This is a genomic window from Faecalicatena sp., from assembly GCF_058819085.1.
Window position 1 is genome coordinate 79639 of sequence record NZ_JBZUUL010000038.1, and the last position, 23024, is coordinate 102662.

Consider the following 23024-nt stretch of genomic DNA (forward strand, 5'->3'; position numbering starts at 1 on the left):
CATATTACAAATATGATGAGATTATAGATAAGATGGTAAAAGTGCACAAATCGTAGATTTGGCGGACAGATTGTTAATTAATTGCCAAAGTGGCGTGTTTGCTGGGGTAAAGCGGAAAAAAACACGTTTGGAAATTATAAAATTTTTATGAAATTTCTGTGCAATTCCCCATCTTGAATTCCGGGCAATAATGCTTTATTATTTTATGTGATAGGAAAAAATTATGGGTTTATAGAATGAGACTATAATCCGGAGAACAGGGGGAATAGCGAGTGGAATTATTAAACGACATTGTGTTAAAGGTGAATGATTTTCTGACGAGTTATCTGCTGATCTTTGTACTTGTTGGAGCGGGCGTCTGGTTTTCAATTCGTACGGGATTCGTACAGATCAGAGGCTTCAAGGAAGGCTGGAACCGTACTTTTGGAGGGCTCTTTAAGAAACAGGGAGCAGCAGGCAAGGATGGTATGTCATCTTTCCAGGCACTGGCAACGGCAATCGCAGCACAGGTAGGAACAGGTAACCTTGCAGGAGCAGCAACAGCTATCGCAGTTGGAGGACCTGGTGCAATTTTCTGGATGTGGGTAAGTGCTTTCTTTGGTATGGCAACGATCTATGCCGAGGCCATGATGGCACAGAAGTACAAAGTAGTCGGTAAAGACGGTGCAGTAACAGGAGGTCCTGTATACTACATAAGAGCGGCTTTCCATGACAACGCATTTGGTAAAGCACTTGCAGGTGTGTTCGCGGTTTTGATCATTTTTGCATTAGGATTTATGGGGAATGCAGTACAGTCCAACTCCATCGGTGACGCATTCCATGGTGCATTTGGAATTAATCCGGTAATCGTTGGTGTGATTATTGCGATCCTTGCATTCCTGATTTTCGCAGGCGGAATCAAACGTATCGCTTCCGTTACAGAGAAGATCGTGCCGATCATGGCATTGTTCTATATTATTGGATCACTTATCGTAATCATTGCAAATATCCAGAATCTTCCTCTGGCATTCAAGGAGATCTTTGTAGGTGCATTTGCACCTCAGGCAATCGGCGGTGGTGTTCTTGGAGCAACGATCCAGAAAGCAATGCAGAAAGGTGTTGCACGTGGACTGTTCTCTAACGAAGCTGGTATGGGTTCTACACCTCATGCACATGCGATCGCTAAGGTTAATCATCCGGCAGAGCAGGGATTTGTAGCAATGATCGGTGTATTCATTGATACATTTGTAATCCTTACATTAACAGCACTTGTAATCATTACAACACGTTCGGTAACTCCTGACGGATCATTGACAGGTACCGCACTGACACAGGCTGGATTTACAGCAGTATTTGGTAAATTTGGGTCCATCTTTATTGCAGTATGTATGTTCTTCTTTGCCTTTTCTACCATTATTGGATGGTACTTCTTTGGAGAGGCAAATATTAAATACTTATTTGGACCAAAAGCAGTTAAGGTATACACCGTATTAGTATGTGTATGCGTGATCCTTGGATCTGTAGCAAAGGTAAGCCTCGTATGGGATATGGCAGACTGCTTCAACAGTATGATGGTTATCCCTAACATCATTGGACTTCTTTTCCTGCATAAGACAGTTAAGATGGTACATGATGATTACTATAAGAATTTTAAGCCTAACCAGCTGAAAAAGTAGGTTTCGGATAAGGCTGAAATAAAAATCCATAGGGGTGTTTACAAGGCATCCCCCAAATTGAATACGGTCTATGAAACAGATATGGCGTAAGATCAGAGATGTTCTTACGCCATTCTTTTATCCGGGATAGAAGGGGCATTATTATGATGCTGCTTTTTTTATGGATCTGTTCCGGGGATCCAGCAGGAGATAGGAATATTTTTACAAAAACGAACCACACTATAGTGAAAAAGGGAAAGAAGGTATCAGGCATGGATGACCAGACGATCAAATTATTAGAAGAATGCAGTAAAGGCTGTAAGATGGGGATAGACAGTATCGGACAGGTACAGGATTTTATCACAGAGGATGAAAAACTGAAAAAGGTCATAGACCGTTATCATGAGAAGTACCAGATCTTAGATGAGGAGACTTCAAGGCTACTTAAGCAGGCCGGTGAATCGGATAAGGAACCGGGGATGATGGCTGCCGCATTTTCCTGGATGACAACAGAGATGAAGCTGATGTTAAAGGGAGACAGCAGGCAGGTCGCAAGGCTTATGATGGACGGCTGCAATATGGGGATCAAATCGATCAGCGAGGCACTCAACGATAACCGGGGGGCATCAGAGCAGGCAAAAACAATCGCCAGAAAGCTGGTGAAGGATTTAGAGGAATTTATGAAAGACATAAAGGAATTTCTGTGATGTTCTATACTCTTTTTACAAAGCTCTTGACGGATATATTTTGGAAAGCATATAATAGTAGAAACGCAGATCCATGAAGTCTACTATGATATGCAGGAGGATACAAGAGATGAAAAGAATGACATTGGGGACCAGCAGTCTGGAAGTTCCGGTTATCGCGGCAGGGTGTATGAGGATCAATACCCTGGATGAAGAGGGGCTCGAGAATTATATAAATAAGTGCATGGAGCTAGGAATGAACTTTTTTGAACATGCAGACATTTATGGGAATGGTAAGTGTGAATCCCTGTTTGCAGAGGCGTTCGAGAGAACAGAGTTCAGGCGTGAGGATATCATCCTGCAGTCCAAGTGTGGAATCGTTCCGGGTGTGATGTACGACTTTTCTAAAGAGCATATTATCAAATGCGTGGAGAACAGTCTGAAACGGCTGAATACAGATTATCTGGATGTTCTCGTGCTTCACAGACCGGATGCCCTGGTGGAGCCGGAGGAGGTAGCGGAGGCGTTTGATCTACTCAATGCATCAGGAAAGGTACGGAATTTCGGAGTGTCTAATCATAAGCCGATGCAGATCGAACTGCTGAAAAAGTATGTAAAGCAGGATATTGTAACAGATCAGCTGCAGCTTAGTATTCCATTTTCTAATATGATCGCGAATGGTCTGGAAGTGAATATGCTTACAGACGGTGCGGTTGACAGAGACGGAAGTATCCTCGATTACTGCCGCCTTAAAGATATGACGATTCAGGCATGGTCACCGTTCCAGTATGGATTTTTTGAAGGCGTATTTATTGGAAGCGATAAGTATCCGGAACTGAACCAGCAGATGGAGGACTTGGCAGAGCGGTATGATGTGACTCCGACGACGATCGCAGCGGCATGGCTTCTGAGACATCCGGCACACGTTCAGATGATTGCAGGTACGACCAACTTAAGCAGGCTGGAGGAAATTGCACAGGCAAGTGAGATCAACCTGACGCGTGAGGAATGGTACCAGATTTATCTGAGTGCGGGACATATCCTTCCTTAAAAGTGAATTCTTATAGTTTCTTTGGAAATTATAGCTTTATAGAGACTGATATTATCAAAAATAGAGTTTAAGAAAGGGCAGTACATTTGACGTACCGCCCTTTCCTTTTTAAGTCTTATTTATCTGAAATTTCGCTGTGCAGCTCCTGCAGGGATTTTACTTCCCCGTTTCCATGCTCTTTCACATATTTGATTCCCTTAGCTGTGGCCTTAGCAGCAGCCATGGTTGTCATATATGGGATCTTGGCTTTGATAGCAGCCTTTCTTAAGTAGCTGTCATCGTGTGCACTGTCTTTTCCGACCGGGGTATTGACGATCAGGTCGATCTTTCCGTTTGTGATCAGATCCAGGATGTTTGGTCTGCCTTCGTAAAGCTTCTTCACCTTTTCAGCCTCGATTCCATTTTCACGGATCAGGTCATAAGTAGTTCCTGTTGCAACGATCTTGAAACCATCCTCTGCAAAGCTCTTTGCGATCTCGACGACCTCCGGCTTATCCTTGCGGCTGACAGAGATCAGTACAGTTCCCTCTAACGGAAGCTTTGTCTGAGTTGCCTCCTGTGCTTTGTAGAACGCTTCTCCATAGGATGCGGAAAGTCCGAGTACTTCGCCTGTGGAACGCATCTCTGGTCCGAGTACCGGGTCTACCTCCTGGAACATGTTGAACGGGAATACGGCTTCTTTCACTCCGTAATTCGGAATGTTCTGTTCCATGAGTGACGGCACCGGTGACGGTCTTCCTGTCAGTTCGGAAGTGATGATATCGGTCGCAAGCGGCACCATACGGATGTTGCATACCTTGGATACGAGCGGCACGGTTCTGGATGCACGCGGGTTAGCCTCTAACACATAGACCTTGCCGTTTTCAATCGCATACTGCATGTTCATCAGACCCTTGACGTGCATTTCCTCTGCGATCTTTCTTGTATATTCCTTGATGGTCTTTACATTTTCCTCTGAAATATGTACGGATGGAATAATACATGCAGAGTCACCGGAATGAACGCCTGCAAGCTCAATATGCTCCATGACAGCAGGAACAAATGCATGGGTTCCGTCGCTGATGGCATCTGCTTCACATTCCATTGCGTGATTTAAGAAGCGGTCGATCAGGATCGGGCGGTCAGGAGTCACACCTACCGCAGCCTGCATGTAGTTTGCCATGCTTTCGTCGTCATATACCACTTCCATTCCGCGTCCTCCTAATACATAGGATGGGCGTACCATGACCGGATAACCGATCTTATTGGCAATTGCAACCGCCTCATCTACATCGACGGCCATTCCGGATTCCGGCATCGGGATCTCCAGCTTTTCCATCATGGCACGGAACAGGTCACGGTCTTCTGCAAGATCGATGACAGACGGAGCAGTTCCGAGGATCTTCACCCCATTTTTCTCCAGGTCAGCAGCCAGGTTCAGAGGTGTCTGCCCGCCGAACTGTGCGATCACTCCGACAGGTTTTTCTTTTTTGTAGATACTTAAAACATCTTCCAGTGTCAGCGGTTCAAAGTACAGTTTATCAGAAGTATCATAATCTGTGGAAACTGTCTCAGGGTTACAGTTTACAATGATCGTCTCGAAACCAAGCTTCTTCAGTGCAAGAGAAGCGTGTACGCAGCAGTAGTCGAACTCGATACCCTGTCCGATACGGTTAGGGCCGCCGCCGAGGATCATGATCTTAGGCTTGTCCTCATTGACCGGATTCTTATCATCTGCATTATAGGTGGAGTAGTAGTAAGCACTGTCCTTTGTGCCGCTTACATGAACGCCCTCCCAGGCCTCTTCCACTCCGATCTCGATGCGGCGGTTTCTGATATCATCTTCGGAAACTTCCAGGATCTGACTTAAGTATTTATCTGAGAAACCGTCCTTTTTCGCAGCGGTCAGCATCTCATCAGAAGGCAGATGTCCTTTTTCCTTTGCAAGGGCTTCTTCTTCCTCAACCAGTTCCTTCATCTGTGTGATGAACCATTCTTTTACCTTGGTGATCTCATGGATCTCTTCTACGGAAGCACCCTTGCGCAGCGCTTCATACATGATGAAATGGCGCTCGCTGGATGGAGTGATCAGAAGGTGAAGCAGTTCTTCCTTCGTCTTAGAAGCAAAATCCTTTGCGTATCCCAGTCCGTAGCGTCCGGTTTCAAGACTGCGGATCGCCTTCTGGAACGCTTCTTTATAAGTCTTGCCGATACTCATGACTTCCCCTACGGCGCGCATCTGAGTACCAAGCTTGTCCTCTACACCTTTGAACTTTTCAAATGCCCAGCGCGCAAACTTGATTACCACATAGTCTCCGTCCGGCACATATTTGTCAAGGGTTCCGTATTTGCCGCATGGGATATCCTTTAAGGTCAGGCCGGTAGCCAGCATTGCAGATACGAGGGCGATCGGGAAACCTGTTGCCTTGGATGCCAGGGCAGAGGAACGTGAGGTTCTTGGGTTGATCTCGATGACGATGATACGGTCGCTGACCGGGTCATGTGCGAACTGCACGTTCGTACCACCGATGACCTGTACGGATTCTACGATCTTATATGCCTGCTCCTGGAGACGCTTCTGACACTCTTCGGAGATCGTCAGCATCGGAGCAGAACAGAAGGAATCTCCTGTATGTACACCCAGCGGGTCAATATTCTCGATGAAGCAGACAGTGATCATGTTGCCGTCCTTGTCACGGACAACCTCCAGCTCCAGCTCTTCCCATCCAAGGATAGATTCCTCGACCAGTACCTGTCCTACAAGGCTTGCCTGGAGTCCGCGTGCGCAGACCGTCTTTAACTCATCTCTGTTGTAAACGAGGCCGCCGCCTGCACCGCCCATGGTGTAAGCCGGACGCAGAACGACCGGATATCCCAGCTCATCCGCGATCTTAAGCGCTTCCTCAACTGTGTAGGCAACCTCACTGCGGGCCATCTCGATCCCCAGCTCATTCATTGCCTTCTTAAACTCAATACGGTCCTCACCGCGTTCGATGGCATCTACCTGCACACCGATGACCTGAACATTGTATTTCTCCAGGACACCTGCAGCGGCAAGCTCTGAACATAAATTCAGTCCGGACTGGCCGCCGAGGTTCGGGAGCAGCGCGTCAGGACGTTCCTTTGCGATGATCTGTTCCAGCCTCTCTACGTTCAGCGGTTCGATGTAAGTTACATCGGCTGTCTCCGGGTCTGTCATGATCGTCGCCGGATTGGAGTTCACCAAAACAATCTCATAACCTAATTTTCTTAATGCTTTACAAGCCTGAGTTCCGGAGTAGTCGAACTCACATGCCTGACCAATGATGATTGGACCTGATCCAATGATTAGTACCTTGTGAATGTCTGTTCTCTGTGACATACGTTGTCCTCCTATTTATTTTTAAATTTATGAAATAGCATAACCTGTCAGATATCATTATAGTAGAGGAAGGTGGTGTAAGTAAAGAAAATTATCGCGAAGATTGCCGGATATTGTAAAAAAATGTTCCATCATAGTGCGATATATAAAGGGGTATGATAAAATCTAATAAGTCGTTGTAATAAATGGAAAAAATATACCCATAAGGCATCCCTTAATCCGCAGTTTGCTGCGGACCCGCCCGCAGGGCATGTATCACGGGATGCCCTTTGGGTATACAATAACACTTGACTTTGACGCAGCGTCAACTGCTATAGTCAAATCACGGCAGGAGGGATTGCATATGGAATATAGTATCAGAGAAGTATCAGAAATCGCAGGGATCAGTGCACGTACACTGCGGTATTATGACAGTATCGGGCTGCTTAAGCCGGCTTTTGTGCAGGAGAGCGGATATCGTTATTATGGGGAGCGGGAACTGGAAATGCTGCAGCAGATTTTATTTTACAGGGAACGCGGATTTAAGCTGGATCAGATCGCGGAAATTCTATACAGTGAGGACTTTGACGTGATGAGTGCCCTGGACGAACATCTGGCAGAGCTTAAAAAGGAGCAGGCACGTATCCACAGCATGATCACTACCGTAAAAAAGACGATTGCATCAATGAAAGGAGAGATCACGATGAATGATCAGGAAAGATTTGAGGCATTCAAGAAGGATGCCGTACAGAAAAACGAAGAGGCTTATGGTCAGGAAATAAGAAGCAGATATGGAGATGAGGAAGTGGATGCATCCAATCAGAAGATGCTGAATATGACAAAAGAGGAGTATCAGCGCTTCCAGGCACTGTCCCAGGAGCTCAATGATCTCCTAAAGACAGCTGTGCGCTCAGGTGAAAAGCCGGAGGGGGAAGCGGGAAGAAGCGCAGTCCGGCTTCATAAGGAGTGGCTCACTATGACCTGGAAGACCTATTCTGTTAAGGCCCATCAGGGCGTGGCACAGATGTACACGGCGGATGAGCGGTTCACAAAGTATTACGACAGCGAGATCCCGGGATGCGCACAGTTTTTAAAAGAGGCAGTGGAGTACTGGGCGGAGAAAATTTAATCTTAACAACAGCCTTTGGGAACAATCCAAAGGCTGTTGTTTTTTCGGTATAAGATTCGTAACTATTCCAGGATTCTTCCATCTGTCGAAATGGTGACGACCTGCCATGGGATCATCTTCCGGCTGTCCTTAAGAGCTTTCTTTACAGCCATCTCAAGCCCGCCGCAGCAGGGAACCTCCATGCGTGCGATGGTTACATTTTTAATCTCGTTTTGCTTCAGGATCTCCGTCAGTTTTTCCGAGTAATCAATGCTGTCTAATTTGGGGCATCCTATCAAGGTGATCCTGCCGCGCATGAAATCCTGATGAAAGCCTGCGTAAGCATATGCAGTGCAGTCTGCCGCAATCAAAAGCTTCGCATCCTCAAAATATGGCGCTGTGACGGGAGCAAGCTTGATCTGCACGGGCCACTGGCAAAGCTGAGATTCCACATCTTTGTGAGGTGCGGCGGCAGCCTTACAGTAGCCCTCGGGCTCCCTTACCTCTGCATCCGCCTTGTGCTTTAACTCACGTGCAAAAGTTCCCGGGCAGCCGCAGGCAGGCGGCTCCACAGCCTTTTTTGCCTGGTGCTTTTTCACGGCTTCCTCGTCATATGCGGCAGCCTCACGTTCTACAAAGCGGATTGCATCCGCAGGACAGGCAGGGAGACAGTCCCCAAGGCCGTCGCAGTAATCGTCTCTTAGCAGCCTTGCTTTTCCGTCTATCATTCCGATCGCTCCTTCATGGCAGGCGTCGGCACATAACCCGCAGCCATTACATTTTTCCTCATTGATCTCTATAATCCTTCTTATCATTTTAAAATCCTCCTTTGAATGAACGTCCTTGATTGTGTAACCGTATTGTACTATACTTTAGAAAAAAATAGTGTTGTTTTAACAACGAATTTGGAAAAAGGTGAAAAAATGGACGCACAGTTTATTTCTGAAACAGAGTTATTTGAAGGATGCTCGGCCAGGGAGACAGAAGAAATGCTGAAATGCCTCGGTGCACAAAAGAAAACGTTTCCCAAAGAGGCCATGATCTATCATACAGGGGAGAAAATACAGAGGATGGGCCTGCTGCTGTCAGGCGGCATTAACATTGTAAGGAACGATGCCTGGGGAAACCAGAATATCATCGGACATATCGCTCCGGGTGAGGTATTCGCCGAGACCTATGCCTGTATTTCAGGGGAGCCTCTGCTTGCTGATGTGATTGCAGTCAAAGCCTCGGAGGTCTTATTCCTTGATGTATGGAAGGTAATGAGCACATGCAGCTCGTCATGCAGCCATCACCAGAGGCTGATCCACAATCTGGTCGTCATCATGGCATCAAAAAATCTGCATCTGACGCAGAAGATCAATCATATTACACCGAAAACGATCCGGGAACGGCTGCTTTCTTATTTGTCCCAGGAGGCGGTACGCCAGGGGAAGGAAAGCTTCGAGATCCCGTTTAACCGGCAGCAGATGGCGGACTATCTTTCTGTAGAGCGCAGCGCACTTTCTGCCGAGCTCTCTAAGATGCAGAAGGACGGCCTTTTGATCTATCGGAAAAATCATTTTACACTGAAAGGGGAAAAAGAGCGTTAAGGTAAAAGCCGGGAGGATTTTGAAGGAACGAACAGACCTGTCAGAGGATATGTACTGGGAAAGACAAGCAGTATTGGAAAAGGAAGACAGCATTAGAAAAAATAAGGCGCTTGTATCAGGACATGAAACGAACTATAATAAGAAAGGCGGATACCGCAGTGTGGTCCATGCGGCAGAGATACCTTACACGGGAAGTTTCTGCTTCATAACGCACAGTATAGAATATGAACAAAAGAAAATAGGAGAGACAGACATGGATTTCAGATCAATCGGTCTTACAGGAGTTGGAAATGCAAGGCAGCTCGGAGGATATATCGGAGCAGATGGGAGGAAGATCAAGGAGAACCTGCTGCTGCGTACCGGCAAGCTTGCTGATGCGGACACAGAAGATTTAAGACGCTTAAGAGAGGTTTATCAGCTCAGTGAAGTGGTAGATTTCAGGACAAGCTTTGAACGGGATGCACAGCCGGACCCGGTCATGGAAGGGGTGACGAACCATCATATCGGGATTCTGGATGAGTCCTCCAAGGCGAATGAGGGGATGGCGGCGGCAGCGGCGGGCGGAGCGTTTCCCATCGAAAAGGTGATGGAGTTCATTACCAATGGTGCGATGGAAGATATGTATGTGGATATCGCGACAAATCCGCACTCCCAGCAGGGATATTCCCGGTTCTTCCAGATCCTTTTGGAACATGGACAGGGAGCAGTGCTGTGGCACTGTACGGCAGGGAAAGACCGTGCGGGCTTCGGATCGGTCCTGGTTTTAGCCGCCCTGGGGGTGGACAGGAAAACCATCGTGGAAGATTATGTCCTGACGAACCATTACTATCAGAAAAATATTGCCGGATTTGAACAGTATATCAGAAGCCAGGGATACTCTGATGAAGCCGTGAAAGCTGCGAAAGCGATCGCGGGGGCAGAGCAGGACTATCTGGAAAAAGCACTGGATGTGATCGATCGGGAATACGGTTCCATGGATATCTATTTAGAGCGAAAACTTGGTCTTTCTGTAGATAATAAACAAAAACTCCGGGATAAATTTTTGGAAATCTGACAGTCTGTTACTTTACGTTTTAAAGAAGAATATGTTAAACTGTATGCTGACGCGGGCAGCAAGGCCTGCAGTGTACCGATGAAAATTAATTGTGAGAAGGAGAATTTAAAATGGGTGGTTTTTTTGGTGTGGCTTCAAAGACAAACTGTACATTGGAGCTGTTCTATGGGGTAGACTACCATTCTCATCTTGGGACGAGAAGAGGTGGAATGGCAACATTTGGAGAAGACGGATTTCAAAGAGCAATTCACAATATTGAGAACTCCCCGTTCCGTACCAAGTTTGACAAAGACGTGGAAGAGTTAAAGGGAAATCTTGGGATCGGATGTATTTCTGATTATGAGCCTCAGCCGTTACTGATCCAGTCACATCTGGGAAGCTTTGCGATCACGACAGTCGGAAAGATCAATAACATGGACGAACTGTTGGAGAAGGTATATGAAAACGGACATACTCATTTTCAGGAGATGAGCGGAGGCCAGATCAATGCGACAGAGCTGATCGCATCCCTGATCTGTAAAGCGGATACGATCGTAGATGGGATCCGTTATGTACAGAAGCTTGTGGACGGTTCCATGACCATACTTCTGATGACACCGGAAGGTCTGTATGCTGCCAGAGACCGCTTCGGACGCACGCCGCTGGTGATCGGAAAGAAAGAGGATGCTTTCTGCGTTTCCTTCGAGAATTTTGCATATATCAATCTGGGATACAGTGATTATAAGGAGCTGGGCCCGGCAGAGATCGTCTTTATCACACCGGACAGTGTAGAGACTGTCAGCCCTGCGGGGGAGGAGATGAAGATCTGTTCTTTCCTATGGGTATATTATGGATATCCGACCTCTTCATACGAAGGCGTGAATGTAGAGGAGATGCGCTACAAATGCGGAAGCATGCTGGCGAAAAGAGATGGCGACTCCGTGACACCTGATGTAGTAGCCGGAGTACCGGATTCAGGAATCGCCCATGCGATCGGTTATGCCAATGAATCAGGAATCCCATATGCAAGACCATTCATTAAGTATACACCAACCTGGCCGCGCTCCTTCATGCCAACGAACCAGAGCCAGAGAAACCTGATCGCGAAGATGAAGCTGATACCTGTACAGGCATTGATCGAGGATAAGAAGCTGCTTCTGATCGATGATTCTATCGTAAGAGGGACACAGTTAAGAGAGACGACAGAGTTCCTCTATCAGAGCGGAGCAAAAGAGGTACATGTCCGTCCGGCATGTCCGCCGCTGCTCTTTGGCTGTAAGTACCTGAATTTCTCACGTTCTAAGTCTGAATTGGACCTGATCACCAGAAGGATCATTGCAGAACGCGAGGAGGAGGTGACACCGGAGATCCTGGCAGAATATGCAGATCCGACCTCCAAACGTTATGAGGAGATGGTGGAAGAAGTGCGCAGACGCCAGAATTTCACGACACTGCGTTATCACCGGCTGGACGATATGATCGAATCCATCGGACTTCCGGCATGTAAGCTCTGCACCTATTGCTTTGACGGAAAAGAATAAGCGAATATAGATCAAAATCCCCGTAAGATACAGCCTGTTTTAAGCGTATCCTGCGGGGGTTTTTATTCATGCAAAATAAAGTGTATTTATTTTTAAAGCTCTATATATCCGCTGATCCCGGCATAGGTGTAATATGCCTTTTTATCTTCTGGTTTCAGATAAACGGACAATTTTTCAGAACCGCTTATTTCGTTGCCTTCGGCTTTACATTTTTCTTTGATCGTCTCCAGGATCTCCTTTTCCAGATATTCCTGATCATGATATTGGATAAAGAAATCTACCTCTCCACAGCCCTCTTTAACAGGGTCCTTAACCGGTACGGCCTGGGCTGCTGCACTGTTTACTGCTGCTTCACTTTGTCTTTTCAGTTTTTTCTTATCGATTCTTTTGCTCATCTTCTATTACTCCCTTTTTATACTGTATGATGGAATTATAGTACTTTTGGGCGGATAAGTCAAAGTATGGATTTGTGCAGGGGCACTCTGCCAGGGGGAAGGCCGGAAAGTTTAAAGAAGCTAATGCAATGAGAGCAGCTGAACTAACAGATGAACTGGCGGCTGTTTAAATCACGTAAAACTCAGTATATCAAAAGATTCAGAAGTATTGTATAATAAAAACAATATGAGCATTTGCAGCAGAGGATATAAGAGACGGATAGAGTCCGTCTTGCACACATAGAAAGACAAGTTAGGTGGATTGTATGGTCGAGAAAGAGAAAATTTATCCCCTTATCGTGGATGAAAGTGAGAATATGGTCTATATTTCTGATCCGAAGACTTATGAGGTAGTCTATCTGAATCAGGCGATGAGGGAGACATTAGAGATAGGTCCGGATGAGGAGTATGCAGGACGTCTGTGTTATGACCTGTTTCAGGGACTGGATTCCCCGTGTCCCTTCTGTACCAACGACTGCCTTACAAAGGACCGGTCTTATGCATGGAAGCATTATAATGAAAAACTGAAAACATATTTCAGCCTGAAGGATAAACTGATCGAGATCGATGGGCGGGATTACCGGATCGAGATATGTGTGGATATCACAGAAAGTGAGATCCAGAACCAGAATCTGGAACGACAGCTTACGATTGAGGAGACACTGGTGCAGTGTATCCATACACTTTCGGAGAATGAGGACATGGATATGGCGATCCATAGCCTGCTTGAGATCATCGGTACTTTTTATCAGGCAGACAGATCCTTTATATTCGAGTATGATCAATCGGCAGATACCATATCCAATACCTATGAGTGGCACAGAGAGGGGCTTGAGTCGGACCTGCCTAAGCTGCAGGATCTGCCGGCAGAGCTGGTGGTGAAATGGAAGAGAGACTTTGCAGATGCAGAGGCATACTACGTGCTTCCTGAGAACGAAGGAAAGCCGGGGGTGTTTCCTGATCTTCTGCGCAGATTTGGAGTAAAAAGCCACATGGCAGCACCTATTTGGGAGGGGGAATCTAAGACAGGTCAAACGAAACGTAAACTCTCAGGATTTATCGGTGTGAATAATCCCTCCCGTGGGATAGAACATATAAAGCTTCTTCAATCCGTCGCGTTTTTTGTGAGCAATGATCTTTATAAACGCCGGATGTTCAACAGGCTGGAGGAGCTGAGCCATCGGGATGTGCTGACCGGGCTTGGAAACAGGAATTACTATCTGGAAAAGGTGGAAGAACTCAAAAGGGATAAGCTTCAGTCCCTGGGAGTCGTATTTATCGATATCAACGGTCTGAAGTATGCTAATGATCATTATGGACATTCCTATGGGGATGAGATGATACAGAGTGTGGCGCAGGGGATCAGCCGTGCGTTTCCGGAATATGCATATCGGATCGGCGGAGATGAATTCATAGCTCTCTTTGTGAACGGAACTAAGGAAGAGTTTGAGCAGAGGCTGGATGAGCTGAGGAAGTATGCAGAAGAGGAATGTATCTGCGACTTTTCTATGGGGGTGAACTTCGGAGAAGGCAGGGTAAATGTAGAGGCGCAGATCGGCTACAGTGACAGTATGATGTATGTCGAAAAGCAGGTTTACTATGGCTCTGTGGCAGACGGCAGGAGACAGCAGCACAAAGCCCTGGCAAGAAAGCTGGTACGTGAGATCGAAGCCGGTAGTTTTGAGATTTTTCTGCAGCCTAAGATTCATCTGGAGACGGGCGAGATGGTCGGTGCAGAGGCATTGATGCGGCGCCGCGGCGAGGAGGGCGAGATGCTCCTTCCTGACAGATTTATTTCTTTGTACGAGACAGAAGGCGTGATCCAATATTTGGATTGCTATGCCTTTGAGGAAGTATGCAGTATGCTGCACAGGTGGATCGAAGAGGGCGGCACACCGGTTCCGATATCGGTGAATTTCTCCAGGGTCAGCCTGATGGGCAGCCAGGTCGTCAAAAGGCTTGCCAAGATCCGGGACCGATATAAAGTGCCTTCCAGGCTTCTGATCATCGAGGTGACAGAGAGTATCAGCCAGATGGAGCCCCGGGCACTGAGAAGCCTGATGGATGATTTTGAAAAATATGATTTTGTGGTATCGCTGGATGATTACGGATATCAGTATTCCAATCTGGCAATTCTGATCAATATGAATTTTGTAGAGTTAAAGCTGGATAAGAGTCTGGTGGATGACCTGGCAGTAAATCCGAAAGCCAGGATCGTAGTCGAAAATTCGATAGATATGTGCAGGAGGCTGAATCGCGTGATTTCCACTGCAGAGGGGATCGAAAATGAAGAACAGCTGTCCATACTGAAAGAGTTCCACTGCAATGTAGGGCAGGGGTATTTCTTCTCGGAACCGCTGCCGAAGGAAGTATTCCTGAGAAAGTTCGGCGTATGCCGCAAAATTTAACCTGATTCAGGAAGTCCCCCCCATTTCTAAGCGTAAGAGACATAGCTGTTGGGCAGGGACTTCCTTGTTTCAGCAGAAGGAATCTTTCGTTGATGTTTATGGATTCATCTGCTGGATCATCTTCATAAGCTCTATGTCATCGGCTTTTAATTTGATATTAGAACAATAATGCTTTCCCTCGGGTGAGGTTACCGTTATTTCAATGACTGTGCCTTCCATCAGTGCATCCTGTGCGACCGCGTTTACAAATAAGGGGAATTTCGGATGATTATTGCGGAATTGTTCGATGCTGCTCTTAAACTTCTGGAGCATGGCAATCTGATTAAGATTCATCTTTCGCACTCCTTTCTCCATAGGGTAGTTGTTTTATATAATATAGAACAATTTATTCTGACTGGCAAGAAAAAAATAAAAAAATTTAGATTTAGGTATTGCATTTTGAAAAAAGTTATGGTATGATATCACTCGTGTCAGAGATGACGCGGGTGTAGTTCAATGGTAGAACACCAGCCTTCCAAGCTGGATACGTGGGTTCGATTCCCATCACCCGCTTTATTTTTTTGGTCGGGAAGCCTTGGTTAATGAGGCTTCCCGATTTTTTTGTTTTATTTTATGCGGGTACGCCCGGTACGGCAGTGTCAATATCTTTTATGTACAGTTCTCTCACCTGCGAAAATAGTCGGAATATTCCGGCTGTTTTTTTGAATCGTCTATGGTATACTTGACTTAACCTTATCAAGGAAGCAGGGAAGCGGATTAAGAATATCCGCTTTCACACTTTTTGAAAAGAATAATCATAAACAGAGGAGGAACAGGATATGAATAATGCAGTAATGTTTAAGCTGACATATGGCTTATTTGTTCTGACAGCAAAAGATGGAGGGAAGGACAACGGATGCATCATCAACACAGCAATGCAGGTAACTGCCGAGCCGAACCGCATCATTATTGTTGTAAACAAGCAGAATTACACACATGATATGATTATGAAGACAAAAGAATTCAATGTCTCCATGATAGATACGGATGCCGACTTTGAACTTTTCAAACATTTTGGATTCCAGAGCGGCAGGGATGTGGATAAGATGTCCGGTGTTTCTTTTTCACGTTCAGAGAATGGCGTTGCCTATCTAAATGAGATGGTAAACGGATATATTTCCGGGAGGGTGATCTCAACAACTGATCTGGGCAGCCATACGATGTTCCTTGCTGATGTTGTGGGCGGGGATGTACTGTCCGATGCCGAGTCCGTAACCTACAGCTACTATCACAAAAATATTAAGCCGGCACCACAGCCAGTGAAGAAAAAGGGCTGGATCTGTAAGATCTGCGGTTATGTGTATGAAGGCGAAGAGCTTCCGTCAGACTTCATATGTCCAATCTGTAAGCATCCTGCTTCAGATTTTGAGCGAATCCAATAAAATCATAAGGGCAGCATGATTTAAACGAATCATGCTGTCGTTCTTTTTTCCAATCATATTCATGAAAATTTCTTAAAATGCATGTTGTGTCCTTGGGGCTTTTAAAGTATAATTACGTTATGTCTCGAAAGAGGCATTTTTCGACAGTATCTGCATGATACTAAAGCTGTATAAAGAAAAGAGGAGTACCATGAACTGGACAGATAACGTAGTAATGCGTGCATTGGGCAGGCTTTGTGATTTTATACTGCTGAATATCCTTTGGGTGGTATGCTCGATCCCGCTTTTTACCATCGGGGCATCAACGACTGCACTATATACAGTCATGCTCAAGATCGTAAGAAACGAAGAGGGCTATATCGTGAAGGGATTTCTCAATGCTTTCAGGGAGAATTTTAAAAAGAGTACGATCATATGGCTGATCCTGGCTGCCGTTGGGATCGTGATCGGAATTGATTCCAGGGTGGCCGCCGGAATGTCATCCACGATGCGGACGGTGTTTCAGAGTGTTTTTATCATTTTCGGCGTGGTGTGGCTGTGTGTGGTCATCTATGTATTCCCGTTGACGGCTCGCTATGAGAATACGGTCAGGAATACGTTCAAGAATGCGCTGCTTCTATCAGTGGCTAAGCTGCCTTTTACTCTTCTGATGCTTGTCATCACAGCAGGTCCTGTACTTTTGACGCTGCTCAATACGATGACGCTGATGGCCGGGCTGGGCTTGTGGATCATAGTGGGAGTCTCACTGGTCGCATGGCTGAATTCATTTTTGCTGCGCAGGGTTTTTGAGATATTCCATTCGAAGGAAGAACAGGGAAAATAAAAAGAGAGGTTATTGTACAATGGGGAATCGAGACAAGAAGTTTAAGGTACAGATGACAAAGGAGGCACTTTTTGACTTTATGCTGCATCACTCTTATTCAGGGCTGACCGGTGTATTTTCTATTGTGTTTTCCATCGCATTTATCGTAGTCGGTGCTGTGATGTATTCCAATGGTAAGATCAGCTTAAACTGGCTGGGCGCACTGATCTTTATCGGGGTCGCAATGGCATTTTCAACACCGTTCCAGCTCAGGAACGATGCGGCCAGGCAGATGAAGAACAATGCGATCTACAGGGACCCGGTCTCATATGGGGTATCAGACAGAGGGATTTCTGTTAACCAGAACAAGAATAAGAAGTTTTTTACATGGAATCAGATCATTAAGGTCCGTATCACCAAAAGGGCGGTAGGATTTTATTACGAGAAGCAGTTTGCGCTGGTCATGCCCAGGGAGGTATTCGACCAACAGGGGCTGAAAGAGATCGTTGAGGCGAATATGCCGGCAGAAGCGATCAAAGGGATGAAGTAAATTGGGGATATGCTTAAGAAAAGGAGGAGTCCAGAGATGAATGTGTTAGAAGAAAGAATTTTGAAGGATGGGATCGTAAAGGAAGGCAATGTGCTCAAGGTAGACAGTTTTCTGAACCACCAGATGGATATCAATCTGTTTGATGAGATGGGGAAAGAATTCAAGAAACGTTTTGCAGGCAAGCCGATCAATAAGATTCTGACGATCGAGGCTTCCGGTATTGGGATCGCATGTGTTGTGGCACAGCATTTTAAGGTTCCGGTAGTATTTGCCAAGAAGTCAAAGAGCATTAATCTCGAGGGAGAGATGTATGTTGCCGAAGTGGAGTCCTTTACCCATAAGTGTAAGAATAATGTGATCGTAGCGCAGAAGTTTTTGTCACCGGAGGATCATGTTCTGATCATTGACGATTTCCTGGCGAATGGATGTGCGCTGCAGGGCCTGATCCAGATCGTGCAGTCTGCGGGGGCAGTTGTGGAAGGAATCGGTATTGCAGTGGAAAAGGGATTTCAGTCAGGCGGACGTATCATCCGTAACCTGGGTCTGCAGCTGGAATCATTGGCGATTGTCGAGAGCATGAATGCCGAGACCGGAGAGATCGTATTCAGAGAGCAGTAGGATCAGACATGAATAATGAGGATGCAGGAAGAGGGATATTTTGAGAAATCAGTTTCAACCGCCGATTTATGGGCTTGTCTTTGACATGGACGGGCTCATTTTCAATTCAGAGAGAGTCGTTCAGAGATCCTGGGATCACGCGGGTAAGATCTTGGGTTATGAACATTTTGGAGAACATATCTATCACACGATCGGATTTAATGTAACGAGAAGGGAAGCCTATTTTAGGGAGAATGTAAGTCCGGATTTCCCAATGGATCGGTTTAATGAGCTTACTAGAGAGCGGTATCATCAGATCATCCGCGAGGAGGGGCTGGAGAAGAAACCGGGAGTGGAAGAGCTTCTGAAATTTGCGAAGGAGAATGGATACAGGATCGCGCTGGCTACCTCCTCACGCCGTCAGCATGCAGAGGCGCTGATGAAGGAACAGGGGCTGCTCCCATATTTTGACGGAGCAGTTTACGGGGATATGGTCACTGCAGGGAAGCCGAATCCCGAGATATACCAGAGAGCATGCCAGGAGATCGGGACAGACCCGGAGCATGCGCTGGCGCTTGAAGATGCACCGTCAGGGATCAGGTCGGCCTGTGCTGCCGGGATGCGTTCCGTCATCATACCGGATCTGGTAGAACCGGATGAAGAGATCTTAGGAATGGTATGGCATCGATTCGATACTCTTTTCGATGTTCTCCGTTTATTAAAGGAAGGAGACATATGTTAAGATCATATATTGCCTTTGACATCGAGACAACGGGATTGAACCCTGTGCAGAATGAGATCATAGAGATCGGGGCGCTGAAAGTGCGGGATGGGAAAGTAAAGGAGCGTTTTATGGAATTTGCCCGTCCCAGGGAGGCGATCTCCCCGGTGATCACGGATCTTACCGGGATTACGAATGAGATGGTGGCGTGTTCCAGGTGCAGTGAGGATGTGGTGCGTGATTTTCTGGATTTCTGTGAAGAGGATATCCTCATCGGACATAATGTGATTTTCGATTATAGTTTTGTGAAGGTCAGCGCACTCTCGCAGGGGCAGAGCTTTGAAAAGTCAGGGATCGATACGCTCAAGATCGCCCGCAAGGTACATAAGGATCTGGAGTCTAAGAGTCTTGGCAGTCTTTGCGAGTATTATCAGATTGAAAACCAGGCGGCCCACAGGGCCTATCATGATGCACTGGCGACAGCCAAACTGTACCAGACGCTGGCACATTTTTTTGAAGAAAAGGAGCCAAAGCTTTTCAAACCTCAGCCTCTTGTTTATAAGCTGAAAAAGGAGATGCCGGCAACACCGAAACAAATTCAGTTTTTAAAGAGACTGATCAGAAACCAGGGGGCAGATCTTTACTGGGATCCCGAAACGATCACAAAAAGTGAGGCTTCGCGCCTGATAGAGGAGCTTTGCAGGAAGTCTTAAAAGAGCCGGAGATCATTTCAATTGAAAGTTGATATGATCTCCGGCTTTTTTTGTATTGATAAAACGGTAAGCCTGGAAGGTGCATGTTCAAATTTTCATGGAAATTGAATATATTTCTGGAATTTTTATCATATCAGTAATAGGGAACTTTTTTTATAATAAATACAACAGATACCAAACAGGGATCAAAAAGGAGGAAGTTTTTATGAAGAAGAAAAGGTTGATCGCGGTTTTATTGTCAGCAGCCATGGTTGCGGGAATGTTAGCTGGATGTTCCGGCGGCGGGGACGATAAGAAGGCTGAGAAGGATGAGAAGAGCGGCGGCAGCGGAAAGGTTTACTATTTGAATTTTAAACCTGAGCAGGCAGACCAGTGGGTGGAGCTGGCAAAGAAATACACGGATGAGACCGGGGTGCAGGTAGATGTACAGACAGCAGCGTCCGGTACATATGAATCACAGCTGAAGTCCGAGATGGCAAAAGAAGAAGCGCCTACACTGTTCCAGGTGAATGGTCCGGTCGGCCTGGCAACCTGGAAGGACTACTGCTATGATCTTGCAGACAGTGACGTATACAAAGATGTCCAGAGCGATGATTATGTATTGAAGGAAGGCGATGAGGTCAAAGGAATCGCTTATGTAATCGAGACATACGGTATTATTTACAATAAGGCTTTGCTGAACAAATACTTTGAACTGCCGGATGCAGAGATCAAATCTATTGATGAACTGAATAATTTTGAAGCTCTTAAGAAGGTAGCAGACGGCATTCAGGCGCACAAGGATGACCTTGGGGTAGCAGGAGCATTCACCTCAGCCGGTATGGATTCCTCTTCAGACTGGAGATTCAAGACTCATCTGGCAAACCTGCCGATCTATTATGAGTACAAGGATGAGGGAATCACCTCCACAGATGCCATCAAGGGAACCTACCTGCCTAACTATAAAGAAATCTGGGATTTATACCTGGCAGACGCAACCTGCGAGCCAAATATGATCTCTTCCAAGACAGGGGATGATGCAACATCCGAATTCGCACTTGGCGAGGCTGTATTCTTCCAGAATGGAACATGGGCTTACAATGATATCAAAGACAATGAAGTTGCAGATGAAGATCTGGGAATGCTTCCAATCTACATTGGTGTGGAAGGTGAAGAAGACCAGGGACTCTGCACTGGTTCTGAAAACTACTGGTGTGTAAATAAAAATGCATCTGAAGAAGACATCCAGGCAACACTTGACTTCATGAAGTGGGTAGTAGAAAGTGATACAGGACGTGATGCTCTGGCAAATGAAATGGGATTCGTAACACCATTTACTACATTTGATGAATACCTGCCGTCTAACCCGCTTGTAAAAGCAAATGACGAGTATACAAAAGCCGGCAAGACACCAGTGAGCTGGAACTTCACAACCATGCCTTCCGAAAACTGGAAGAACGGTGTCGGAAGTGCACTCCTGGAATATGCACAGGGAACAGGCAAATGGGATGCGGTTGAGACTGCATTCGTTGATGGATGGGCTAAGGAATACAAGGCTGCAAACGAGTAGGACGGATCCATACAACAACTGAGAGATAGATAGGACACAGCAAAAGCTCCGGCAGGTTTGACGGAGCTTTTGTTAAAGGAAAACAGTGCCAAACGTGAGGAGTGAGAAGATGGAAAAAGCGATAAAAAAACATTTTCCGATATTTGTACTGCCTACGCTGATTGCATTTACGATCGGATTTATAGTTCCGTTTCTGCTGGGAATATATTTATCCTTTTGTAAGTTTACGACAGTGACGGACGGGAAATTTGTCGGCCTGGAAAATTATTTGAAGATATTGGATGACCCGGCCTTTCTGCATGCAATGTGGTATACGGCATTGTTCACGATCGTATCTGTACTGCTGATCAATGTACTTGCTTTTGCGGTAGCAATGCTGCTGACAAAGGGAATAAAGGGAACAAATATCTTCCGTACCGTATTTTTTATGCCAAACCTGATCGGAGGAATCGTACTGGGATATGTATGGCAGCTTTTGCTGAACGGAATCCTGGCAAAAATGGAAAGAACACTGACATATTCCTCTGTCTACGGATTTTGGGGACTGGTCATACTGATGTGCTGGCAGCAGGTCGGTTATATGATGATCATCTACATTTCCGGTATTCAGAATATTCCGGGAGAATTGATCGAAGCGGCGAAGATCGACGGTGCAAGCTCCAGGCAGGTATTAAAGAGTGTGATCATACCGATGGTCATGCCGTCTATTACGATCTGTACCTTCCTGACGCTGACAAATGGATTCAAGCTTTTTGACCAGAACCTGGCACTGACTAACGGAGCACCGTCCAAGATGTCCGAGCTGCTGGCACTCAACATCTTTAATACGTTTTATGGCAGAGCCGGATATGAGGGCGTGGGACAGGCGAAGGCCGTCATATTCTTTATCATTGTAGGAGTGATCGCAGTGGTTCAGAATAGATTGACCAGATCAAAGGAGGTGCAGCAGTAATGAAGACGAAAAAGATAAAGCATGGATGGATCTGGACTGTCTTCTTTACCATCCTCAGCGTACTGTATTTATACCCTATTCTTCTTGTATTTCTGAATTCTTTTAAGAAAAAGGTATATATCAGTAAGTTCCCATTTAAGCTGCCTGCGGACAACATGTTTGTTGGTCTGGAAAACTACATCCGGGGGATCGAAAAGACGGGGCTGGTCTCTGCATTTGGCTGGAGTTTATTTATTACCGTGGGCTCAGTGGCAGCCATCATTCTGTGCTGTTCCATGTGTGCATGGTATATCAGCAGGGTACATACAAAGTTTACCAGTGGTCTTTACCTGCTCTGCCTCTTTGCGATGATCGTACCATTCCAGATGGAGATGTATACATTATCAAAGGTTGCAAATATGCTGCACCTTGGAAATCCCTGGGGGATCATCATTATCTATCTGGGATTCGGAGCGGGGCTTGCGGTCTTTATGTTCACAGGATTTATGAAATCGATCCCGCTGGAGATCGAAGAGGCGGCAATGATCGATGGCTGTACACCTCTGCAGACATTTTTTAAGATCGTCATGCCTATCACGAAACCGACCTGTGTGACGGTCACGATCCTGCAGGCGATGTGGGTATGGAATGACTATCTTCTGCCGTCGCTTGTCCTGGATACTAAAAAGTATAAGACTATCCCGATCGCGGTGCAGTACCTGAAAGGGGGATATGGCTCTGTAGATATGGGGGCGATGATGGGAACTCTGGTACTGGCTATCGTGCCGATCATTATTTTCTATCTTGCATGTCAGAAGTATATTATAGAAGGTGTTGTGGCCGGTGCGGTCAAAGGGTAGAAAGCTTGTAATGTCCGGACAGATGATTTATAATAAAAAAGACTCGTAAACATAGAAGCAGCAGTATCCTTCTG

The 23024-nt window shown here is 46.1% G+C and carries 21 protein-coding genes and 1 tRNA gene; 18 read left to right on the forward strand and 4 right to left on the reverse strand.

Features of this window, described 5'->3' with window-relative positions:
- Positions 1 to 272 precede the first annotated feature (272 nt).
- The 3 genes from AC4OGX_RS17825 to AC4OGX_RS17835 all read left to right on the forward strand — a co-directional run bounded on the left by AC4OGX_RS17825 (position 273) and on the right by AC4OGX_RS17835 (position 3371).
- A complete protein-coding gene (locus AC4OGX_RS17825) occupies positions 273 to 1655 on the forward strand; it encodes an alanine/glycine:cation symporter family protein (protein WP_493332014.1) in 1383 nt (460 codons plus the stop codon).
- A 143-nt stretch (positions 1656 to 1798) separates the two neighbouring features.
- Entirely contained in the window at positions 1799 to 2341 is a 543-nt protein-coding gene (locus AC4OGX_RS17830; RefSeq protein ID WP_493332015.1) for a hypothetical protein, read from the forward strand.
- Between the two features lie 109 nt (positions 2342 to 2450).
- Entirely contained in the window at positions 2451 to 3371 is a 921-nt protein-coding gene (locus tag AC4OGX_RS17835; RefSeq protein ID WP_493332016.1) for an aldo/keto reductase, read from the forward strand.
- 115 nt (positions 3372 to 3486) lie between these two features.
- Here the strand turns inward: AC4OGX_RS17835 and carB are convergent, their stop codons facing one another.
- Positions 3487 to 6711, reverse strand: coding sequence for a carbamoyl-phosphate synthase large subunit (carB, locus tag AC4OGX_RS17840; protein WP_493332017.1), 3225 nt, complete (start codon positions 6709 to 6711; stop codon positions 3487 to 3489).
- Between the two features lie 343 nt (positions 6712 to 7054).
- Here carB and AC4OGX_RS17845 point away from each other — a divergent pair, with 343 nt between their 5' ends.
- Positions 7055 to 7819, forward strand: a complete 765-nt coding sequence (locus AC4OGX_RS17845; protein WP_493332018.1) for a MerR family transcriptional regulator — start codon at positions 7055 to 7057, stop codon at positions 7817 to 7819.
- A gap of 62 nt (positions 7820 to 7881) precedes the next feature.
- Here AC4OGX_RS17845 and AC4OGX_RS17850 read toward each other — a convergent pair whose 3' ends face one another.
- Positions 7882 to 8613 carry an ATP-binding protein gene (locus AC4OGX_RS17850; RefSeq protein ID WP_493332019.1) on the reverse strand — a complete coding sequence of 244 codons (732 nt, stop codon included), beginning with the start codon at positions 8611 to 8613 and terminating at the stop codon, positions 7882 to 7884.
- A 108-nt stretch (positions 8614 to 8721) separates the two neighbouring features.
- Here AC4OGX_RS17850 and AC4OGX_RS17855 point away from each other — a divergent pair, with 108 nt between their 5' ends.
- From AC4OGX_RS17855 to AC4OGX_RS17865, 3 genes are all read left to right on the forward strand, one after another.
- Positions 8722 to 9390: a Crp/Fnr family transcriptional regulator gene (locus tag AC4OGX_RS17855; protein ID WP_493332136.1), complete on the forward strand. Its 669-nt coding sequence runs from the start codon at positions 8722 to 8724 to the stop codon at positions 9388 to 9390.
- Positions 9391 to 9409: 19 nt separating this feature from the next.
- Entirely contained in the window at positions 9410 to 10444 is a 1035-nt protein-coding gene (locus tag AC4OGX_RS17860; RefSeq protein WP_493332021.1) for a tyrosine-protein phosphatase, read from the forward strand.
- A gap of 110 nt (positions 10445 to 10554) precedes the next feature.
- A complete protein-coding gene (locus AC4OGX_RS17865) occupies positions 10555 to 11964 on the forward strand; it encodes an amidophosphoribosyltransferase (RefSeq protein WP_493332022.1) in 1410 nt (469 codons plus the stop codon).
- A gap of 92 nt (positions 11965 to 12056) precedes the next feature.
- On the opposite strand, the gene AC4OGX_RS17870 is transcribed toward AC4OGX_RS17865, so the two are convergent.
- On the reverse strand, positions 12057 to 12359 hold the full coding sequence (locus tag AC4OGX_RS17870) for a DUF6465 family protein (protein WP_493332023.1): 303 nt from the start codon (positions 12357 to 12359) through the stop codon (positions 12057 to 12059).
- Between the two features lie 305 nt (positions 12360 to 12664).
- Here AC4OGX_RS17870 and AC4OGX_RS17875 point away from each other — a divergent pair, with 305 nt between their 5' ends.
- A complete protein-coding gene (locus tag AC4OGX_RS17875) occupies positions 12665 to 14806 on the forward strand; it encodes a sensor domain-containing diguanylate cyclase (protein WP_493332024.1) in 2142 nt (713 codons plus the stop codon).
- A 96-nt stretch (positions 14807 to 14902) separates the two neighbouring features.
- Here AC4OGX_RS17875 and AC4OGX_RS17880 read toward each other — a convergent pair whose 3' ends face one another.
- Positions 14903 to 15139 carry a hypothetical protein gene (locus AC4OGX_RS17880; RefSeq protein WP_493332025.1) on the reverse strand — a complete coding sequence of 79 codons (237 nt, stop codon included), beginning with the start codon at positions 15137 to 15139 and terminating at the stop codon, positions 14903 to 14905.
- Between the two features lie 148 nt (positions 15140 to 15287).
- On the opposite strand from AC4OGX_RS17880, the gene AC4OGX_RS17885 reads away from it, so the two are divergent.
- The 10 genes from AC4OGX_RS17885 to AC4OGX_RS17930 all read left to right on the forward strand — a co-directional run bounded on the left by AC4OGX_RS17885 (position 15288) and on the right by AC4OGX_RS17930 (position 22950).
- Positions 15288 to 15358 (forward strand) — tRNA-Gly (locus AC4OGX_RS17885).
- 266 nt (positions 15359 to 15624) lie between these two features.
- Positions 15625 to 16227, forward strand: a complete 603-nt coding sequence (locus AC4OGX_RS17890; RefSeq protein ID WP_493332026.1) for a flavin reductase — start codon at positions 15625 to 15627, stop codon at positions 16225 to 16227.
- Between the two features lie 154 nt (positions 16228 to 16381).
- Complete coding sequence (locus tag AC4OGX_RS17895; protein WP_493332028.1) at positions 16382 to 17050, forward strand: YesL family protein; 669 nt, start codon at positions 16382 to 16384, stop codon at positions 17048 to 17050.
- A 19-nt stretch (positions 17051 to 17069) separates the two neighbouring features.
- Complete coding sequence (locus AC4OGX_RS17900) at positions 17070 to 17579, forward strand: YcxB family protein (protein ID WP_493332029.1); 510 nt, start codon at positions 17070 to 17072, stop codon at positions 17577 to 17579.
- A gap of 36 nt (positions 17580 to 17615) precedes the next feature.
- Positions 17616 to 18197: a xanthine phosphoribosyltransferase gene (locus tag AC4OGX_RS17905; protein WP_493332030.1), complete on the forward strand. Its 582-nt coding sequence runs from the start codon at positions 17616 to 17618 to the stop codon at positions 18195 to 18197.
- 85 nt (positions 18198 to 18282) lie between these two features.
- Entirely contained in the window at positions 18283 to 18918 is a 636-nt protein-coding gene (locus AC4OGX_RS17910; RefSeq protein ID WP_493332137.1) for an HAD family hydrolase, read from the forward strand.
- A complete protein-coding gene (locus tag AC4OGX_RS17915; protein ID WP_493332031.1) occupies positions 18912 to 19610 on the forward strand; it encodes an exonuclease domain-containing protein in 699 nt (232 codons plus the stop codon). Before AC4OGX_RS17910 ends, AC4OGX_RS17915 begins: the two co-directional genes overlap by 7 nt.
- Positions 19611 to 19815: 205 nt before the next feature.
- On the forward strand, positions 19816 to 21159 hold the full coding sequence (locus tag AC4OGX_RS17920) for an ABC transporter substrate-binding protein (RefSeq protein WP_493332032.1): 1344 nt from the start codon (positions 19816 to 19818) through the stop codon (positions 21157 to 21159).
- 109 nt (positions 21160 to 21268) lie between these two features.
- Positions 21269 to 22111, forward strand: coding sequence for a carbohydrate ABC transporter permease (locus tag AC4OGX_RS17925; RefSeq protein WP_493332034.1), 843 nt, complete (start codon positions 21269 to 21271; stop codon positions 22109 to 22111).
- Positions 22111 to 22950 (forward strand): carbohydrate ABC transporter permease, encoded by an 840-nt coding sequence (locus tag AC4OGX_RS17930; protein ID WP_493332035.1) that lies wholly within the window; start codon positions 22111 to 22113, stop codon positions 22948 to 22950. Before AC4OGX_RS17925 ends, AC4OGX_RS17930 begins: the two co-directional genes overlap by 1 nt.
- The last annotated feature ends 74 nt before the right edge of the window (positions 22951 to 23024 follow it).

Excerpts from the sequence above, each read along its gene's own strand:
- AC4OGX_RS17830 (WP_493332015.1), top strand. The coding sequence starts at position 1,799 with ATGATGCTGCTTTTTTTATGGATCTGTTCCGGGGATCCAGCAGGAGAT.
- AC4OGX_RS17835 (WP_493332016.1), top strand. The coding sequence starts at position 2,451 with ATGAAAAGAATGACATTGGGGACCAGCAGTCTGGAAGTTCCGGTTATC.
- carB (WP_493332017.1), bottom strand. The coding sequence starts at position 6,711 with ATGTCACAGAGAACAGACATTCACAAGGTACTAATCATTGGATCAGGT.
- AC4OGX_RS17845 (WP_493332018.1), top strand. The coding sequence starts at position 7,055 with ATGGAATATAGTATCAGAGAAGTATCAGAAATCGCAGGGATCAGTGCA.
- AC4OGX_RS17850 (WP_493332019.1), bottom strand. The coding sequence starts at position 8,613 with ATGATAAGAAGGATTATAGAGATCAATGAGGAAAAATGTAATGGCTGC.
- AC4OGX_RS17855 (WP_493332136.1), top strand. The coding sequence starts at position 8,722 with ATGGACGCACAGTTTATTTCTGAAACAGAGTTATTTGAAGGATGCTCG.
- AC4OGX_RS17865 (WP_493332022.1), top strand. The coding sequence starts at position 10,555 with ATGGGTGGTTTTTTTGGTGTGGCTTCAAAGACAAACTGTACATTGGAG.
- AC4OGX_RS17870 (WP_493332023.1), bottom strand. The coding sequence starts at position 12,359 with ATGAGCAAAAGAATCGATAAGAAAAAACTGAAAAGACAAAGTGAAGCA.
- AC4OGX_RS17875 (WP_493332024.1), top strand. The coding sequence starts at position 12,665 with ATGGTCGAGAAAGAGAAAATTTATCCCCTTATCGTGGATGAAAGTGAG.
- AC4OGX_RS17880 (WP_493332025.1), bottom strand. The coding sequence starts at position 15,139 with ATGAATCTTAATCAGATTGCCATGCTCCAGAAGTTTAAGAGCAGCATC.
- AC4OGX_RS17890 (WP_493332026.1), top strand. The coding sequence starts at position 15,625 with ATGAATAATGCAGTAATGTTTAAGCTGACATATGGCTTATTTGTTCTG.
- AC4OGX_RS17895 (WP_493332028.1), top strand. The coding sequence starts at position 16,382 with ATGATACTAAAGCTGTATAAAGAAAAGAGGAGTACCATGAACTGGACA.
- AC4OGX_RS17900 (WP_493332029.1), top strand. The coding sequence starts at position 17,070 with ATGGGGAATCGAGACAAGAAGTTTAAGGTACAGATGACAAAGGAGGCA.
- AC4OGX_RS17905 (WP_493332030.1), top strand. The coding sequence starts at position 17,616 with ATGAATGTGTTAGAAGAAAGAATTTTGAAGGATGGGATCGTAAAGGAA.
- AC4OGX_RS17910 (WP_493332137.1), top strand. The coding sequence starts at position 18,283 with ATGGACGGGCTCATTTTCAATTCAGAGAGAGTCGTTCAGAGATCCTGG.
- AC4OGX_RS17915 (WP_493332031.1), top strand. The coding sequence starts at position 18,912 with ATGTTAAGATCATATATTGCCTTTGACATCGAGACAACGGGATTGAAC.
- AC4OGX_RS17920 (WP_493332032.1), top strand. The coding sequence starts at position 19,816 with ATGAAGAAGAAAAGGTTGATCGCGGTTTTATTGTCAGCAGCCATGGTT.
- AC4OGX_RS17925 (WP_493332034.1), top strand. The coding sequence starts at position 21,269 with ATGGAAAAAGCGATAAAAAAACATTTTCCGATATTTGTACTGCCTACG.
- AC4OGX_RS17930 (WP_493332035.1), top strand. The coding sequence starts at position 22,111 with ATGAAGACGAAAAAGATAAAGCATGGATGGATCTGGACTGTCTTCTTT.